The sequence below is a fragment of the Bradyrhizobium sp. USDA 3240 genome, assembly GCF_054063295.1.
Genome location: NZ_JBSSGD010000002.1, coordinates 2,449,810 through 2,464,709 on the forward strand (window position 1 = coordinate 2,449,810; position 14,900 = coordinate 2,464,709).

The 14,900-nt window shown below is 65.2% G+C and carries 16 protein-coding genes; 9 read left to right on the forward strand and 7 right to left on the reverse strand.

Features of this window, described 5'->3' with window-relative positions; all coding sequences use genetic code 11:
• Nucleotides 1-8 precede the first annotated feature (8 nt).
• Nucleotides 9-1,214 carry a CaiB/BaiF CoA transferase family protein gene (locus ACVIGA_RS12320; RefSeq protein ID WP_223977463.1) on the forward strand — a complete coding sequence of 402 codons (1,206 nt, stop codon included), beginning with the start codon at nucleotides 9-11 and terminating at the stop codon, nucleotides 1,212-1,214.
• Between the two features lie 22 nt (nucleotides 1,215-1,236).
• On the opposite strand, the gene ACVIGA_RS12325 is transcribed toward ACVIGA_RS12320, so the two are convergent.
• A complete protein-coding gene (locus ACVIGA_RS12325) occupies nucleotides 1,237-1,788 on the reverse strand; it encodes a TetR/AcrR family transcriptional regulator (RefSeq protein ID WP_456666593.1) in 552 nt (183 codons plus the stop codon).
• 150 nt (nucleotides 1,789-1,938) lie between these two features.
• Here ACVIGA_RS12325 and ACVIGA_RS12330 point away from each other — a divergent pair, with 150 nt between their 5' ends.
• Nucleotides 1,939-2,583, forward strand: coding sequence for a glutathione S-transferase family protein (locus tag ACVIGA_RS12330; protein WP_456666594.1), 645 nt, complete (start codon nucleotides 1,939-1,941; stop codon nucleotides 2,581-2,583).
• A gap of 61 nt (nucleotides 2,584-2,644) precedes the next feature.
• On the opposite strand, the gene ACVIGA_RS12335 is transcribed toward ACVIGA_RS12330, so the two are convergent.
• From ACVIGA_RS12335 to ACVIGA_RS12345, 3 genes are all read right to left on the reverse strand, one after another.
• The gene (locus ACVIGA_RS12335; RefSeq protein ID WP_198964611.1) at nucleotides 2,645-2,809 is read right to left on the reverse strand and encodes a hypothetical protein; all 165 of its coding nucleotides are present in this window, start codon (nucleotides 2,807-2,809) and stop codon (nucleotides 2,645-2,647) included.
• A gap of 100 nt (nucleotides 2,810-2,909) precedes the next feature.
• Complete coding sequence (locus ACVIGA_RS12340) at nucleotides 2,910-4,457, reverse strand: hypothetical protein (protein WP_456666595.1); 1,548 nt, start codon at nucleotides 4,455-4,457, stop codon at nucleotides 2,910-2,912.
• A gap of 90 nt (nucleotides 4,458-4,547) precedes the next feature.
• Nucleotides 4,548-5,615 carry a hypothetical protein gene (locus ACVIGA_RS12345; RefSeq protein WP_456666596.1) on the reverse strand — a complete coding sequence of 356 codons (1,068 nt, stop codon included), beginning with the start codon at nucleotides 5,613-5,615 and terminating at the stop codon, nucleotides 4,548-4,550.
• Between the two features lie 204 nt (nucleotides 5,616-5,819).
• On the opposite strand from ACVIGA_RS12345, the gene ACVIGA_RS12350 reads away from it, so the two are divergent.
• The 4 genes from ACVIGA_RS12350 (at nucleotide 5,820) to ACVIGA_RS12365 (ending at nucleotide 9,154) form a co-directional block, all read left to right on the forward strand.
• Entirely contained in the window at nucleotides 5,820-6,194 is a 375-nt protein-coding gene (locus ACVIGA_RS12350; protein ID WP_375776758.1) for a Crp/Fnr family transcriptional regulator, read from the forward strand.
• The gene (locus tag ACVIGA_RS12355) at nucleotides 6,191-7,000 is read left to right on the forward strand and encodes an MBL fold metallo-hydrolase (RefSeq protein ID WP_456666597.1); all 810 of its coding nucleotides are present in this window, start codon (nucleotides 6,191-6,193) and stop codon (nucleotides 6,998-7,000) included. The genes ACVIGA_RS12350 and ACVIGA_RS12355 overlap by 4 nt, the downstream gene beginning before the upstream one ends.
• 122 nt (nucleotides 7,001-7,122) lie before the next feature.
• Complete coding sequence (locus tag ACVIGA_RS12360) at nucleotides 7,123-8,436, forward strand: MFS transporter (RefSeq protein WP_456666598.1); 1,314 nt, start codon at nucleotides 7,123-7,125, stop codon at nucleotides 8,434-8,436.
• 103 nt (nucleotides 8,437-8,539) lie between these two features.
• A complete protein-coding gene (locus ACVIGA_RS12365) occupies nucleotides 8,540-9,154 on the forward strand; it encodes a glutathione S-transferase family protein (protein WP_456666599.1) in 615 nt (204 codons plus the stop codon).
• A gap of 199 nt (nucleotides 9,155-9,353) precedes the next feature.
• Here ACVIGA_RS12365 and ACVIGA_RS12370 read toward each other — a convergent pair whose 3' ends face one another.
• Genes ACVIGA_RS12370 through ACVIGA_RS12380 form a run of 3 tightly spaced genes read right to left on the reverse strand, consistent with a single transcriptional unit; the run spans nucleotide 9,354 to nucleotide 11,395 of the window.
• The gene (locus tag ACVIGA_RS12370; RefSeq protein WP_456666600.1) at nucleotides 9,354-9,851 is read right to left on the reverse strand and encodes a TPM domain-containing protein; all 498 of its coding nucleotides are present in this window, start codon (nucleotides 9,849-9,851) and stop codon (nucleotides 9,354-9,356) included.
• A 4-nt stretch (nucleotides 9,852-9,855) separates the two neighbouring features.
• Nucleotides 9,856-10,758 (reverse strand): TPM domain-containing protein, encoded by a 903-nt coding sequence (locus ACVIGA_RS12375; protein WP_456670792.1) that lies wholly within the window; start codon nucleotides 10,756-10,758, stop codon nucleotides 9,856-9,858.
• 22 nt (nucleotides 10,759-10,780) lie between these two features.
• Nucleotides 10,781-11,395 (reverse strand): LemA family protein, encoded by a 615-nt coding sequence (locus ACVIGA_RS12380; protein WP_223977437.1) that lies wholly within the window; start codon nucleotides 11,393-11,395, stop codon nucleotides 10,781-10,783.
• A 158-nt stretch (nucleotides 11,396-11,553) separates the two neighbouring features.
• Between ACVIGA_RS12380 and ACVIGA_RS12385 the strand changes: the two genes are divergently transcribed.
• Genes ACVIGA_RS12385 through ACVIGA_RS12395 form a run of 3 tightly spaced genes read left to right on the forward strand, consistent with a single transcriptional unit; the run spans nucleotide 11,554 to nucleotide 14,772 of the window.
• Complete coding sequence (locus tag ACVIGA_RS12385) at nucleotides 11,554-12,411, forward strand: enoyl-CoA hydratase (RefSeq protein WP_456666601.1); 858 nt, start codon at nucleotides 11,554-11,556, stop codon at nucleotides 12,409-12,411.
• A 4-nt stretch (nucleotides 12,412-12,415) separates the two neighbouring features.
• Complete coding sequence (locus ACVIGA_RS12390; RefSeq protein ID WP_456666602.1) at nucleotides 12,416-13,561, forward strand: acyl-CoA dehydrogenase family protein; 1,146 nt, start codon at nucleotides 12,416-12,418, stop codon at nucleotides 13,559-13,561.
• Nucleotides 13,562-13,575: 14 nt separating this feature from the next.
• Nucleotides 13,576-14,772, forward strand: a complete 1,197-nt coding sequence (locus ACVIGA_RS12395) for an acyl-CoA dehydrogenase family protein (protein WP_456666603.1) — start codon at nucleotides 13,576-13,578, stop codon at nucleotides 14,770-14,772.
• Nucleotides 14,773-14,900: the final 128 nt, after the last annotated feature.

A 14,900-nucleotide genomic window follows, 5' to 3' on the forward strand; every position in this document is an offset into this window, starting at 1 on the left:
ACGGCACGATGGAAAAAGGCATTTTTGACGGGCTCAAGGTCCTGGATTGCGCGAGTTTCATCGCGGCGCCCGCGGCCGCCACCGTGCTGTCCGACTTCGGCGCCGACGTCATCAAGATCGAGCCGCCCGGCGCCGGCGATCCCTACCGCAATCTGCCCAATTTGCCCGGCTATCCCGCGAGCGAGCACAATTTCGCGTGGATGCTGGAAGCCCGCAACAAGAAGAGCCTCGCGCTCGACCTCACCAAGCCTGACGCGCGCGAGGTGCTCTACAAGCTCGTCGCCGAGGCCGACGTGTTCATCACCAACATGCCGCCGCAGGTGCGGGCGAAGCTCGGTATCACCCACGATCACCTCGCCCATCTCAACGACCGGCTGATCTATGCCTCGTTCACCGGTTACGGCGAGAAGGGCGAAGAGGCCAACAAGCCCGGCTTCGACTCGAACGCCTATTGGGCCCGCTCCGGCCTGATGGATCTGGTGCGCGCCGACGAGGACACCACGCCGGCCCGTTCGGTGGCCGGCATGGGCGATCACCCCTGCGCGATGGCGTTCTACGGCGCGATCGTCACCGCGCTGTTCCAGCGCGAGAAGACCGGCAAGGGCTCGCATGTCTCGACCAATTTGATGGCCAACGGCGTCTGGGCTAACGGCGTGCTGGCGCAGGCCAAGCTCGCCGGCGCCAAGTTCAAGAAGCGCAAGCCGCGCGAAGAGGCGCTCAACGCCGTCACCAACCACTACAAGTGCAAGGACGGCCGCTGGCTGATCCTGTCGCTGCTCAACGAGGACCGGCAGTGGCCGACCCTGGCGCGCTGCATGGGCCGCGAGGACCTCGTCGCCGATGCGCGCTTCGCCACCAAGGCGGATCGCCATGCGCGCTCGGTCGAGCTGATCAAGATCTTCGACGAGGTGTTCGCCGGCAAGGACCTCGCCGAATGGCGCAAGATCCTCGACGGCAACGGCCTGGTGTTCGGCGTCGTCGGCATCCTCGACGACATCCCGAACGACAAGCAGATGATCGAGAACGAGGTGCTGGTGCGCTTCGAGAACGACACCATGCTGACCGTCAACAGCCCGATCTTCATCGATGGCGCCAAGAAGGTGCAGCCGCGCAAGCCGCCCGAAGTCGGCGAGCACTCCGACGAGATCCTGCGCCAGGCCGGCTACGACGAGGCCACGATCCAGAAGCTGCGCGCCTCCGGCGCGGTGGCGTAAGGCCGCCCGACGCGACGGCCTGCTAGGCCCTTGCGCCGATCAGGCTCCTGATCAGCGCAAGCAGGCTCGCTGCCATCTCTCGCCGAAATCCGCGGCGGGGGTTTGCGAGTTGTTGCAGCAGCATTCCGATCAGCGCGGACACGAACAATTCCGCATGCCGGCGCGGCTCTGCTGAGCCGCCCGCGCGCAAGGCGAGCTCGGCGCTTTGCCGCCAGACGTCGAACCACGCCTCGACCACGGTCCGGTAGCGCTCGCTGCGCGCTGCGGCCAGGAAGGCTTCGTAGCAGGCGATGTGGATCTCGGCCCGCGTCTTCAGCTCGTGATCGTACCAGCCGACCAGGGATTCCAGCCACGCCTCGACATCGAACGCCTTGCCTTGCAGGCTGAGCGCCAGCGCCTGCAGGCGGCCGGTCTCGCGGGCCAGGGCGAAACGAAGGGCGCCATCGATCAGCGCGTCGCGCGTCTTGAAGTGATGGGTGATCGCGCCGAGCGACAGGCCCGCCTCCGCCGCCACCGCCCGGTGGGTCACGCCGTCGAGGCCCTTGCGCCCGATGATCCGAAGCGTCGCTTCCATCACCGGACGCTCTCGGCCTCCGCTCTCCGGTTCGCTGCGCTTCATCGATTGCCGCTCAGTCCTGCCATGCAAAATCGACCGAACAAATGTTCTGTTTTGCGGATTATACGTATCGTCGAGTAAATCGACAAGCGTCTGAGGACCTCGACGATGCCCCGTTACCGCCTGCATTACTTCCCGGAATCCGGCAACAGCTACAAGCTCGCGCTGATGCTCACGCTGTGCGGCGAGACGTTCGAGCCGGTGTGGACCGATTTTGGCGGCGGCGTGACCCGGACCGCGCAATGGCGCGCCACCGTCAACGAGATGGGCGAGATTCCGGTGCTCGAGGTCGACGGTGAGCGCCGCACCCAGACCGCGCCGATCCTGCTGCAGCTTGCCGAGCAATACGGAAAATTCGGCGGCGAAACGCCGGCGGAGAAGTTCGAGCTGCTGCGCTGGCTGTTCTGGGACAACCAGAAGCTCTCCGGCTACATGGCGACCTATCGCTTCATGCGCACCTTCACGGCGTCAGCCGATCCGAAGGTGCTGATGCATTTTCGCGCGCGGCTCGACGATTTTCTCGGCATCCTCGACCAGCATGTCGGCAACAACGCCTTCATGATCGGCGCGAGGCCGACGGTGTCGGATTTCTCGATGATGGCCTATCTGCACTATCCCAGCGACGAGACCGGCTACGATTTCGCGACCAGCCATCCCAACATCAGCGCCTGGCTCGGCCGTATCGCCGCCCTGCCCGGCTGGAAGTCGGCCTATGACCTGCTGCCCGGTCCGCGCCTGAAGCACTATGCTTAAGTCTTGACGCGTTTTCTTCACGCGAACCGGTGCCCACTTCGCTTGAAAACGCTATGGCGGATCAGCGCTTCAGCCAGGACCAGACAACGGCCACAACGACGATGCCGATGATGACCGCGAGCCCGATCGCCCAGCTGCTGACGCGGACGGCGCTCACCGCCTGACGCTCGGCCTCGTTGGCCGCGATCTCGCGGTTGCGCTGCTTGTCCTGCTCGGGAGCACTCATCGGCCGGTCTCCGCTCAAGGGCTGGGCTGTTCGGGTCGTGGTCGCGAACCGCAATGTAGCATCAAATAATGACGCGCAACCGCTTCGGTTCCAGCTGGAATCACCGCCCCTTCACGAAGCACATCCCCATCCGTGAGGTCTTCCCCGCGACCTGGCAGGCGAGGCCTTCGGCGCAGGTCCAGCCGCGAAAGCTTCGGTCGGTCTCGGCCGGCCTTTCGCCCGGCAGGTAGCAGTGCGCGCCCCAGCCGTTGCTGTACTCGGTGCCGGCAAGCTCGGCGCTGGCGCGCAGTTGCGGCCGGTTGGAGAAGCCGCGCGAGAAGTCCGGCGCCTTGCCGTCGCGGAAGCTCTTGAGAATGTCGCGGCGGCGTGGCTGATCGCCGAAGAAATGCGGCGAGGCCGGCACCACGGTGGAGTTCGACGGCTTTGCCGCCATCCAGTCGACGCCGGGGAAATGGAAGCCGCCAATGCCGCGGGTCTGGTGGCAGCCGGCGCAGGTGACGTCGTTGAGGCGCCGCTCGAAGCCGGCCAGCGACTTGATGTTTTGCAGATTCGTCCCGTCCGCCGCGGCCTTCTGCAATGCGCCGACAACATCACTCTCCGAGAACACCGCCGTGCCGGCCGAGCCCTCGCCCTGCACCATCCCGAACTCCGGCTCCAGGTCGCCGACGTCGAAACCGGTCGGCGTCGGCGCGACCGCGCCGCGCGCGAGGAATTTGTCGGGAATCAACACGGTGCCGCGATCAAGCTCGGCAAAATGCCTGGGATCGAGCAGCCACGCCTTGAAGTCACGCTTCAGCGCCTCGTCGGCCAGAATGCGATCGCGATCGATCTGGTTCTCCAGCGGCGCCTCGGCAAAGCGTTTTGTCGTGCCATCATAGTCGAACACCTTCAGGAGATAGTCGGTGCGGAAGTCGCGCACCGCGGATTTCGGCGCGTGAGCGATCTGCAGATTGGTCTCGATGCGGTCGATATTCCGGGCATCGATCAGGTCGAGCGGGCCGTCCTTGCCGAACAGCCTGTCCATCGCCGGCGGTGCGCTTGCGGTCGCGAGCCAGCGCCGCGCGAGGTCGCGGCAGGTCAGCGACACGTCGTTGCCGTCACCCTTCGCCTTCAGCACCAGGTTCAGCGTCATCGGCAGCCGCTGCGACACCGCGTTCTCGCCGATCAGCGGCACGTCGGTGCGGGTCAACCGATAGATCAGCCGGATCTCGCCGCAATCTTTCGGCGCCACATAGGCGCGATCCATGCGGTTGACGATGCCTGACAGCACGAAGCGAACGTCAGCGGATTCAAACAGCGCGCGATCGAACAGCTGGAACGCAAAGCCGTCGCCGACGCCGATGCTCTCGTTCGGCAGGCCTGCCTTGTGCTTTCCGACATAGCCATTGAACTCGCGATCGAGCGCCTCGCGCACCGGCACCATCGCAGGCAACCCGAACAGATCGCGGTTCGACAGCGGCGTGGCGGCGGAACGTTCCGGCGCGAGCATCCGGCCGAGGCCAAAGCGGTCATGATCGAGCTCGCGCAGGATCGCGGGATCGATCACCGCCGCGCCGCGCTCGAGCGCGCGATCATCCGCGGCGCGTACGGGCACGGCGCCACCGAGCAGAACGGACATCACCAGGAGGCATTTCAGCACGCGGCTCATGCCCCACTAACACCGCACGGCAAACCCTATTCAAGAAAAAAGGCGCTTCGCATCGCGGTGAAGCGCCTTGGTATCGTCGCGTTCCGCAGATCAGCGGGAGACGATCAAGCCTTTGCTGGTGACCACCACCCAACGGCCGTCCTGCTTGCGGATCGCGTCGACGCGGCCGAGGCCGGGGACGGGATCGCCGGCGTAAACCTCGTAGATGCCGCCGCGGCCTTCGATCAGTGCGCCGCCATTGCCGACGTCGCGCAGCGACCAGCCGTCGACCACCGGCATACGGCCGACCTCCGGCCTGGGGGCGGCCGGTGCTGCCGCGGCAGTCGCCGGCGGGATCGAGCCGGTCACCTCGCGGACCGGCGTCGCGGCGGCGACGGTCGTCTGCGGGGCGCGGAGCTTATCGACGGTCTCGCTGAGCTTGTTGAGCCTGGCGATCGGCTCGGCCTGGGCCTTCTCGACCTTCTCGATCCGGTCGCTGGCCTTGCTGAACTGGGCCTGGCCGGCCTTGGCGGTTTGCTCCACGCTGGCCTTCAGCGCCGTGATCTCGGATTCGATCCGGGCGAGCGCGGCATCGGCCGCTTCCTTGGCGGCGGCGTCCTTGGCAGCGTCGTTGGCAGCCACATCCCTGACGGAGGCAGCGGCGGGGGCGGCGAGATGGCCGAGCCCGGCGGTCGCGAGCGCGCCGCCGATGGCCCCTGCCACGGTCGCCAGCGCAATTACGGCGGCCATGGCCCCGAACCGGCGGGTGCCGGCCGGTTTGCCTGCTGTCTTGGCGCCCTGCTCGGCGCCCGGCTTGGAGGCGGATGCCTCGTGGTCCCAGGTCCGGTCACCGGGCGCCATGATCATCAGCTTGCCGGGGAAACGCGGCTCTTCCCGCTTGCCGGTCTCGACCTTGGGCACGTCCATGTTGGTCGGGTCGATCTTCGCGTCGATCTTGGCCTCGATCATGGGATCGAGCTTGGACGGCTCAGCCTTCGGGGATTCAACCTTCGGCGCGTCCATCCTGGGCGCGTCGGCCTTTGGCGAGGTCTCTTCCTGCTCGGGCGCAAGCCTGGGAGCCTCGACACCGGCCGCCGCCATCACGGGCTCGCTCTTCGCCGCCGTCTCGGCGCCGGCTTGACCGCTGACCGGCTCGCTCTGCTGCTCACTCACGTTCAAAGTCTCCAGACTGGGTTGACAATTCGGTAACTTTTATTGCTTGCGAAATGGTTACCCCGCTCCGCCATTACCTAAATTTTAGGGAGTTTTCCGGGCCGGATTTGGGCGATGTTGCCATGCGGCAATCTGCGTCAGCTCCGTTTGCGCGCGGCGTTTTCCCGACTAACATACCGCCGTCTTCCAGCCAGAAGGCAGGAGAGCGCCATGACGATCGAGAAGTGCATCAACGAATTTGATGTCGATGACGTCATTTTTGAGGAAGGATCGACCGGCCGCGAGCTGTTTGTCGTGCTCGACGGCACCGTCGACATCGCCAAGATCGATGGCGGAAACAAGACGGTCATCGTCAGCCTCGGCAAGGGCGAGTTCTTCGGCGAGATGGCCGTGATCGACGGCTCGGCGCGCTCCGCAACCGCGATTGCCTCCGCGCCCGCGACGCGGGTGATGCGGATCAACCACGCCCGCTTCGTCTATCTGGTCAGCCAGCAGCCGGCTTTCGCGCTGATGGTGATGGATGCGCTCTCGAAACGCCTGCGCGCGTCCAACGCCGTCACCTACCGAGCGGCGGCCACCCCATGAGCGAGCGCAAGCCGAGCCCGTTCAAGACGCTGTTCGAGGCCGACGTCGCCACGCTGATCCAGGCGGCCGACGACGTCTACCAGATCCGCTTCAAGAACCGCGCGGCGAACGCCTATCTCGTGCGCGGCAGCAGGCGGACCATCATGATCGACGTCGGACTGTCGACCAACTATCCGTCGCTGGTCGCCTGTCTCGACCATCTCGGCATAACGCCCGGGATGATCGACATGGTGGTGCTGAGCCACGAGCATCTCGATCATATCGGCGCAGCCTATCATTTCCATGGCTCAGCCTACATCGCCGCGCACCGGCTCGCCGCCAACAAGATCATGCTGCGCGACGACTTCTCGATGCTGCGCAAGATGTTCAACGAGCCGAACGTGCCGATCGACATCGACATCTGGCTCGAGGAAGGCAATCTGATCGACCTCGGCAATTTCCGTCTCAACGTGATGTACACGCCGGGCCATACCTCGGCCTGCATCTCGCTGTTCGATCAGGACAAGGGGCTGTTGTTCGCCGCCGACACGCTGATGCCCGGCGGCGTGATGGGCGGCGTGTTCGGCTCCGGCTCGATTGCCGACTACATCCAGTCGCTGGAGCGGCTGAAGGGCCTCAATTCGAAGATCCTGCTGTCGGGTCATGGCCGGCTGTCCGACACGCCGCAGGACGACGTGCGGATCGCGCTCCAGCGCTCGCATGCCCTGCTGGAAGACACCGCGCAACTGTTCGACGCGCTCGATGCGCGGTCGAATTTCGAGCCGATCATGCAGTCGGTGCGCGATCTCAACAAGCTCGACGATTGACGCCCGGCCCCGGCAAGCCGCCCGTTGTAGCCCGCCATCACTTTGCATTAGGATCGGCTCAACGACAAAAAATCATGGGCTCGGCGATGCAAGCCGTTGCCGACAGCGGGGAGACGAAACCAATGCAGGCTGACACGATGGCGCAGATGCGCCGCCGGGTGGTGATCTCCTCCACGATCGGCAACGCGCTCGAATGGTTCGACTTCACCGTTTTTGGCCTGTTCGCCGGCATCCTGAGCAAGCTGTTCTTTCCGGCGGACAATCCGCATTCCTCGCTGCTGCTGACCTTCGCGACATTCGGGATCGCCTTTGCGGCCCGGCCGTTGGGTGGCCTGGTGTTCGGGCTCTATGCCGACAAGCACGGCCGCAAGAAGGCGCTGGTCGTGATGATATCGCTGATGGCTGTCGGCACTGGCCTGCTCGGCTTACTGCCGACCTACGGCGCGATCGGAATCGCGGCGCCGCTGCTGCTGCTGCTCGCCCGGCTGATCCAGGGCTTTTCCGCGGGCGGCGAGTTCGGCAGCGCCAGCGCGATGCTGATCGAATTTGCGCCGCCCGGCCGGCGTGGCTTCTACGGCTCGTTCCAGATGGTGTCGCAGTCGCTGGCATTCGGCCTTGGTGCCGCGATGGTGATCGGTCTCAATCTCGGCCTGACGCCCGACGCCTTCGCGAGCTGGGGCTGGCGTGTGCCGTTCATCCTCGGCATTTTGATCGGGCCGACGGGATGGTATCTGCGCCAACGGTGCGACGAGTCACCCGAATTCAAGGCGTATCTTGCCGAGAAGGCTGCGACGGCGCAGCCGAGCAAGCAGACCACGCTCGGCCAATTGTTCTCCGAACATCCACGCGAGTTGATTGCCTCGTTCTGCCTGATCGCGGCCGGTACGGCGATCAATTATGTCAACGCGATCTTTCTGCCGACCTATGCGGTCGCCGAGCTGAAGCTGCCGATCCTGAATGCACAGCTCGGCCTGCTCGTCGTCAGCCTCATCAATGCGGCGGTGGCGGTGGCCAGCGGCGCGCTCTCCGACCGGATCGGTCGCCGCGCAGTGCTCGTTCCGGCGCTGATCGTCTACAGCCTGCTGTTCTATGTGATCCTGCAGCGGCTCGTCGCCGCCCCGACCACCGCGAACCTCTGGCAGTTGCAGATCGTCGCAGTCCTGCTCGGCGCCCTGGCCGGGCCGATGCCGGCCTTCATGACCGAGATATTTCCCGTCGGCGTGCGCTCGACCGGAGCATCGCTGATGTACAATCTCGCCGTGATGCTGTTCGGCGGACTGGCGCCGTTCATCAACACTTGGCTGGTCCAGGCGACGGGCGACAAGGCTGCTCCCGTCTACTACATCCTGTTCGCCGCGGCAGTGGGTCTCGTGGGTCTGGCGGTCTATCGCGGGCGGCCGTCCGTGCCGGGGATCGCAACTCAACCGGCGCAATGATCTCCACGTGCGCGACCGCACATACGCCGCTGCATTTGACAAATCCGCGCGTGGCCTGTTCAACAACGGCAACAACAACGCTGAAGAACAGGGAGCGAGGACCATGAAGCTTTACGACTCGATCGGACCCAATCCGCGCATCGTGCGCATGTTCATGGCGGAGAAGGGCATCGAGGTACCCAAGGAGGCCGTCGACCTGCGCAAGGGCGAGAACCGCGAGGAAGCGCATCTGAAGCGCAATCCGCACGGCCAGATGCCGGCGCTCGAGCTCGACTGCGGCAACTACCTCTCGGAGATCACGGCGATCTGCGAATATCTCGAGGAGAAGCACCCTTCGCCCGCCATGATCGGCAGCACGCCGGAAGAGCGCGCCGAATGCCGGATGTGGACGCGCCGCGTCGATCTCAACATCGCCGAGCCGCTCGCCAACGGCTATCGCTTCGGCGAGGCGCTGAAATTCTTCGAGAAGCGCATTCCGGTCGCGCCCGAGGCCTCGCCCGGGCTTAAGATGATCGCCGCCAACCGCATCAAATGGCTTGATAGCCAGATGGCCGACGGCCGCGACTACATCTGCGGCAAGCGCTTCACGCTCGCCGACATGCTGCTGTATTGCTGGCTCGATTTCGGCAACCAGGTCGGCCAGCCGGTGGACCAGTCGAACGCCAACATCGTGGCCTGGTTCAACCGCGTCGGCGCGCGGCCGTCGGTGAAGGCGTAAGGCTCTTCTTATCCTCCCCTGGAGGGGGAGGATCGGTTCGCATGAAGCGTAGCGCAATGCGAACCGAGGTGGGGTGATCTCTCCACTCGGGCAGCGTTCACGCGGAGAGACCTTCACCCCACCTCGCCGCTCATTGCATTCGCGTCGATCCTCCCCCTCCAGGGGAGGATGAAGACCACCGGACCCAATCGTTGATCGCTTAAATCACCACCGGCTTGTCCGGCAGCTCGTTCGGACCGCCGGCGACATGCGGGAAATATCGCGCCAGCTCGCGCGACACCGCCTCGATCCCTTTGATCACGCCCTGCTCGAACCGGCCGGCCCGAAAGTCCGTTTCCATTGCGCGGCAAATCGCTTCCCAGCCGGCGTGGCCGACCTTCGCGTCGATGCCACGATCGGCGACGATCTCGACGTCGCGGTCGGCAAGCAAGAGATAAACCAGAACGCCGTTGTTATGATGGGTGTCCCAGATCCGCAGATGCGCGAATACGTCGAGCGCCCGCTCCCGCGCCGGCTGATTGCGGAACAGCGGCACGCCGTCCAGCGCACCCTCAACGACGAAGCGGATCTGGCCCGAATGCGTGGCCTCGCCGGCCTTGATCGCCTGCTCGATTGCATCGAGCACGCGCGGCGGAAACTCGCGCCGCACGCGCCAGCGGTGTTCGAGCAGATGCTTGCCGATGCGCTTGATGCTCATATGCCTACCAGCTCCCCGAAGCGCCGCCGCCGCCGAAGCTACCGCCCCCGCCGCTGAAGCCGCCGCTGTCGCTCGAGCTCGAGCCGCTGCTCCAGCCACCACCACCGCCGCCCGACCAGCCGCCGGAATAACCGCCGCCACGCCGGTACGGTCCCGAGCCGGCCGCCGGACCGCCGAAATTCAATCCGCCGAAAATCAGCGCTGCAACGGCAGCGAATAGCCCGATCACCATGGCGGTCGCGAGCGAGCCGGCGACCATCCAGGTGAAGACACCGACGATGCCGCCGGTCGCCGCCGAGCCCAGCAGCCGCCCCAATATCGCGCGCAACACGCTGGCCACGATGATGACGACGAAGATCACGACCGGATTGGCAAAGTCGACTAGGTTCGGCCCCTGCCAATGTTCGGGCTCCGGCGCCGGCAGCTGCTCGCCATTGATCAGGCGGATCATGCGGTCGACGCCGGCCGAGATGCCGCCGGCGAAATCGCCGGCCTTGAATTTCGGCGTGACGTCCTCGTCGATGATGCGGTGGGTGACGACGTCGCTCAGCACGCCTTCGAGGCCGTAACCGACCTCGATGCGCAAATGCCGGTCGTTCTTGGCGACGACGAATAGCGCGCCGTCGTCGATCTTCTTGCGCCCGATCTTCCAGGCCTCGGCAACGCGAATCGAGAACTGCTCGATCGTCTCTTCGCCGGTGGTCGGCACGATCAGGACCGCGATCTGGCTGCCCTTGCGGGTCTCCAGATCCTTCAGTCTGTCGTTCAGCGATGCCACGTCACTCGCCGACAGCGACCCGGTCTGATCGACGACGCGGCCGGTGAGCTGAGGCACCGCGACCTCGGCCCACGCCGGGCACACGAAGCCCAGCAGCAAGGCGAGCAGGATGATGCGTGCGGCGGTCATCGCGCTGGTGGGCACGCCGACGCTATTTCGACGGCGCGGGCGCCGGCGCCGGATTGAAATCGACCTTCGGCGCGGTCGAAATCTCCTTCTCGTTCTCGACCGAGAAGTTAGGCTTCTCCTTGTAGCCGAACACCATCGCGGTCAGATTGTTCGGGAAGGTGCGGATGCCGACATTATAGTCCTGCACCGCCTTGATGTAGCGGTTGCGCGCCACCGTTATGCGGTTCTCGGTGCCTTCGAGCTGCGCCATCAGATCGCGGAACAGCGCATCCGATTTCAGCTGCGGATAATTTTCGGTGACGACCAGGAGCCGTGACAGCGCGCTGGTCAGTTCGCCCTGCGCCTGCGTGAACTTCTGGAACGCGGCCGGATCGTTCAGCACCTCGGGCGTCGCCTGGATGCTGCCGACCTTGGCGCGCGCGTTGGTGACGCCGAGCAGCACGTCCTTCTCCTGCTGCGCAAAGCCCTTCACCGAGTTGACCAGGTTCGGCACCAGATCGGCGCGCCGCTGGTACTGGTTCACCACCTCCGACCAGCTCGACTTTACCGTCTCGTCGTTGGTCTGGATCGCGTTGTAGCCGCAGTTCGTCAGGCTCAATGTCGCCAGCGCTGCCAGCACGGTCCAAAGCTTGCGCATGAAGATGGTCCTCCCGGTGGATTCTCGTTCAGAGTAACAGATTTTCGGCCGACAATCCCGTGTGGCGGGATTCGCGGCCGGTTTTGCAGATGATGGCCCTTGCCTATCCCTCCCTGCGCCGTTCATCATGCCAAGAAAATCGATCCTGGGAGGATCCATTGGCGTCTGAACAATTCGAGACGATTGTCGTCGAACGGCCTGATCCTGCGATTGCGCGGATCGTGATGAACCGGCCCGAGGCGCGCAACGCCCAGAACCTGCAGATGACCTACGACCTCAACACCGCCTTCGACCAGGCGGTGCAGGACGACGCAATCAAGGTCATCATCCTCGCCGGCAACGGCCCGCATTTCTCGGCCGGTCATGATCTCAGGCCTGGGGCCAAGAACCAGGCGGGCGTCGATTTCCCGCCAGTCGGAAATTGGGGTGGCTTCGCCGAACCAAACGCCCATGGGCGCTTCGCGCGCGAGCAGGAGATCTACCTGCAGATCACACGGCGCTGGCGCAATCTCGCCAAGCCGACGATCGCCGAAGTGCATGGCAAGTGCATCGCCGGCGGGCTGATGCTGGCCTGGGCTTGCGACCTGATTGTCGCCAGCAGTGATGCCGAGTTCTGCGATCCCGTGGTGACGATGGGCGTCTGCGGCGTCGAGTGGTTCGTACATCCCTGGGAGCTTGGCGCGCGCAAGGCCAAGGAGATGCTGTTCACCGCCGACGTCTGGAGCGCCGACGAGGCGCATCGCCTCGGCATGGTCAATCACGTGGTGCCGCGCGGCGATCTCTCCTCCTTCACGCTGGCGCTGGCGGGCAGAATTGCAGCCAAACCCGCCTTTGCGCTGAAGCTGTCCAAGGAGGCGGTGAACCGCTCGATCGACATCATGGGCCAGCCGGCGGCGATCGATCAGGCCTTCGCGCTGCATCAACTCTGCCACGCACATAATCTTCAGGAATTCGGAATGGTGGTAGACCCCGCGGGTCTGCATCCCTCCGTCAAGAAAAACGCCAACGTGAAGTGACCAGATGGACCTTACCCTCAGCGACGAGCAGCGCCTGCTGCGCGAAAGTGCCGACCGCTTCGTAGCGGAGACCTTTACATCAGAGCATCGCAAGAAGGCGGCGAACGATCCGCTGGGCTATTCGCCCGCGATCTGGAAACAATTTGCGGAGCTCGGCTGGCTGGCGCTGCCGATCAGCGAGGCCCATGGCGGGCTTGGCGGCGGCGCGATCGAGATCGGGCTGTTGATGGAGGCATTCGGACGCGGACTGGTGTCCGAACCGTTCCTCTCTACCGTCGTGATCGGCGCCGCGCTGGTTGCCGAATGCGGCACCGAGGCGCAAAAGCAGGCGATCCTGCCCAAGGTCGCCGAAGGCGCGCTCACGCTCGCCTTCGCGCATTCGGAGCGCGCCGCGCGCTTCGACCTCGGCCATGTAGACACCACCGCGACGAAAAACGCCGACGGTTGGCGGCTGAGCGGCAGCAAGATCGCGGTGCTCGACGGCGCTGCGGCGAGCCAGATCATCGTCGCGGCCCGCGTTGCCAATGCCAACGGCGCATCCGGCAAGCTTGGCCTGTTCCTGGTGCCGGCCGGTGCGCCTGGACTTGCTTTGCGCGACTATGCGCGGCTCGGTGGCGGCCGCGGCTGCAATCTCGATCTCAGGGATGTGCAATTGCCGGCCGACGCGCTGCTCGGCGACGGCAAGGATGCGCTGCCCGCGATCGAGACCGTGGTCGACCGCGCGATGGCCGCGCTCGGCGCCGAGGCGGTCGGCATTATGCAGACGCTGCTCGACACCACGCTCGAATACGCAAAAATCCGCAAGCAGTTCGGCCGGCCGCTGTCGGCCAATCAGGTGATCCGCCATCGCCTTGCCGACGTCGCGATGCAAGTCGACGAGGCGCGCTCGATGGCACTGCGCGCCGCGCTGATGGCCAATGTCGAGCCGATGGCGCGCAGCCGCGCGGCGTCCGGCGCCAAGGCGAAGATCGGCAAATGCGCGCGCTTCGTCGCCGAGCAGGCGGTGCAGCTGCACGGCGCCATGGGCGTCACCGAAGAGCTCGACATCGGCGCCTATTTCAAGCGGCTGCTCGCCTTCGACACGCTGTTCGGCGGCAGCGCCCATCATTATCGCCGCCACGCCGCGCTGAGCGGCCGCGCCCACGCGTAGACGGAGAGCGCACCATGGATCTCACTTTCAGTGCCGAGGAACGCGCTTTCGAAAAGGAAGTTCGCGACTACATCGCCGAGAGCCTGACGCCGGAAATGAAGCGCGCCACCGCGCTGACGCCGTCGGTGTTCTCGGATCCCGATATCGGCATGGCCTGGCAGCGCGCGCTGCACGCCAAGGGCTGGGGCGCGCCGGGCTGGCCGGTCGACCATGGCGGGCCGGACTGGACGCCGGCACAGCGCTGGATCTTCGAGGCCGAATGCGCCCGTGCCGGCGTGCCCAATGTCAACGTGATGGGCGTCAAGATGGTCGGCCCCGTCATCATCGGTTTCGGTTCCCCGGAGCAGCAGAACTTTTATCTCCCGCGAATCCTCTCGGGTGAAGACTATTGGTGCCAAGGCTATTCCGAGCCGGGTTCGGGCTCCGATCTTTCGTCGCTGAAGACCCGCGCGGTCCGCGACGGCGACGACTACATCATCAACGGGACCAAGATCTGGACCACGCATGCGCACCACGCCAACCGCATGTTCGCGCTGGTGCGCACCAATGACGGCGAGCGGCAGCAGGATGGCATCAGCTTCATCCTGATCGACATGAAGACGCCGGGCATCACCACGCGCCCGATCCTGACCATCGGCGGCGACCACGAGGTCAACCAGGTGTTCTTCGACGACGTCCGCGTGCCCGTCGCCAACCGCGTCGGCGAGGAAGGCAAGGGCTGGACCTACGGCAAATACCTGCTCGAATTCGAGCGCGGCTCCGGCATCGCGTCGGCCAAGCTGCGCGAGGCACTGAAGACGATCTCCGATCTCGCGGAGTCTGACGTCACCGGCCGCGCCATCGAGGATCCTGATATCGCGATGCGGATGTCGGAGGTCGAGGTCGATATCGATGCGCTCGAGATGACCGAATTGCGGGTGCTGTCGGCGCTGCAGACCGGGCAGAATCCCGGCGCGGTGTCGTCGCTGATCAAGCTGCGGGTCAGCGAGATCCGCCAGGCCGTGACGCGGCTTGGCGTCGACGTGATCGGCCAGGACGGTCTCGCGGTCGAGCCGGCGCGGCCGTTCTATCGGCTCAACCACGAGCCGGCGGTCCCGGAAGAGCTGCTGCCGGTGGTGCCGGAATATCTCAACGGGCGGGCCTATACGATCTTCGGCGGCTCGTCGGAGATCCAGCGCGACATCATCGCGAAGATGGTGTTGGGGCTGTAGGCCGCGTTTGAGCGAATTCGCCGTTCCCCATACCCTCCCCTGGAGGGGGAGGGTCGACGCGACTGAAAGGAGCGGCGGGGTGGGGTGAAAGTCCCTCCTCGCGAGCACTGCCTCAGTTGAGAGATCAC

What these genes read in the sequence shown, in the direction of transcription:
- ACVIGA_RS12350 (WP_375776758.1), top strand. Translation starts at nt 5,820, where the DNA reads ATGACGATCGAGAAGTGCATCAACGAATTTGATGTCGATGACGTCATT.
- ACVIGA_RS12390 (WP_456666602.1), top strand. Translation starts at nt 12,416, where the DNA reads ATGGACCTTACCCTCAGCGACGAGCAGCGCCTGCTGCGCGAAAGTGCC.
- ACVIGA_RS12395 (WP_456666603.1), top strand. Translation starts at nt 13,576, where the DNA reads ATGGATCTCACTTTCAGTGCCGAGGAACGCGCTTTCGAAAAGGAAGTT.
- ACVIGA_RS12375 (WP_456670792.1), bottom strand. Translation starts at nt 10,758, where the DNA reads ATGACCGCCGCACGCATCATCCTGCTCGCCTTGCTGCTGGGCTTCGTG.
- ACVIGA_RS12340 (WP_456666595.1), bottom strand. Translation starts at nt 4,457, where the DNA reads ATGAGCCGCGTGCTGAAATGCCTCCTGGTGATGTCCGTTCTGCTCGGT.
- ACVIGA_RS12320 (WP_223977463.1), top strand. Translation starts at nt 9, where the DNA reads ATGGAAAAAGGCATTTTTGACGGGCTCAAGGTCCTGGATTGCGCGAGT.
- ACVIGA_RS12325 (WP_456666593.1), bottom strand. Translation starts at nt 1,788, where the DNA reads ATGGAAGCGACGCTTCGGATCATCGGGCGCAAGGGCCTCGACGGCGTG.
- ACVIGA_RS12335 (WP_198964611.1), bottom strand. Translation starts at nt 2,809, where the DNA reads ATGAGTGCTCCCGAGCAGGACAAGCAGCGCAACCGCGAGATCGCGGCC.
- ACVIGA_RS12355 (WP_456666597.1), top strand. Translation starts at nt 6,191, where the DNA reads ATGAGCGAGCGCAAGCCGAGCCCGTTCAAGACGCTGTTCGAGGCCGAC.
- ACVIGA_RS12330 (WP_456666594.1), top strand. Translation starts at nt 1,939, where the DNA reads ATGCCCCGTTACCGCCTGCATTACTTCCCGGAATCCGGCAACAGCTAC.
- ACVIGA_RS12360 (WP_456666598.1), top strand. Translation starts at nt 7,123, where the DNA reads ATGCAGGCTGACACGATGGCGCAGATGCGCCGCCGGGTGGTGATCTCC.
- ACVIGA_RS12380 (WP_223977437.1), bottom strand. Translation starts at nt 11,395, where the DNA reads ATGCGCAAGCTTTGGACCGTGCTGGCAGCGCTGGCGACATTGAGCCTG.
- ACVIGA_RS12365 (WP_456666599.1), top strand. Translation starts at nt 8,540, where the DNA reads ATGAAGCTTTACGACTCGATCGGACCCAATCCGCGCATCGTGCGCATG.
- ACVIGA_RS12370 (WP_456666600.1), bottom strand. Translation starts at nt 9,851, where the DNA reads ATGAGCATCAAGCGCATCGGCAAGCATCTGCTCGAACACCGCTGGCGC.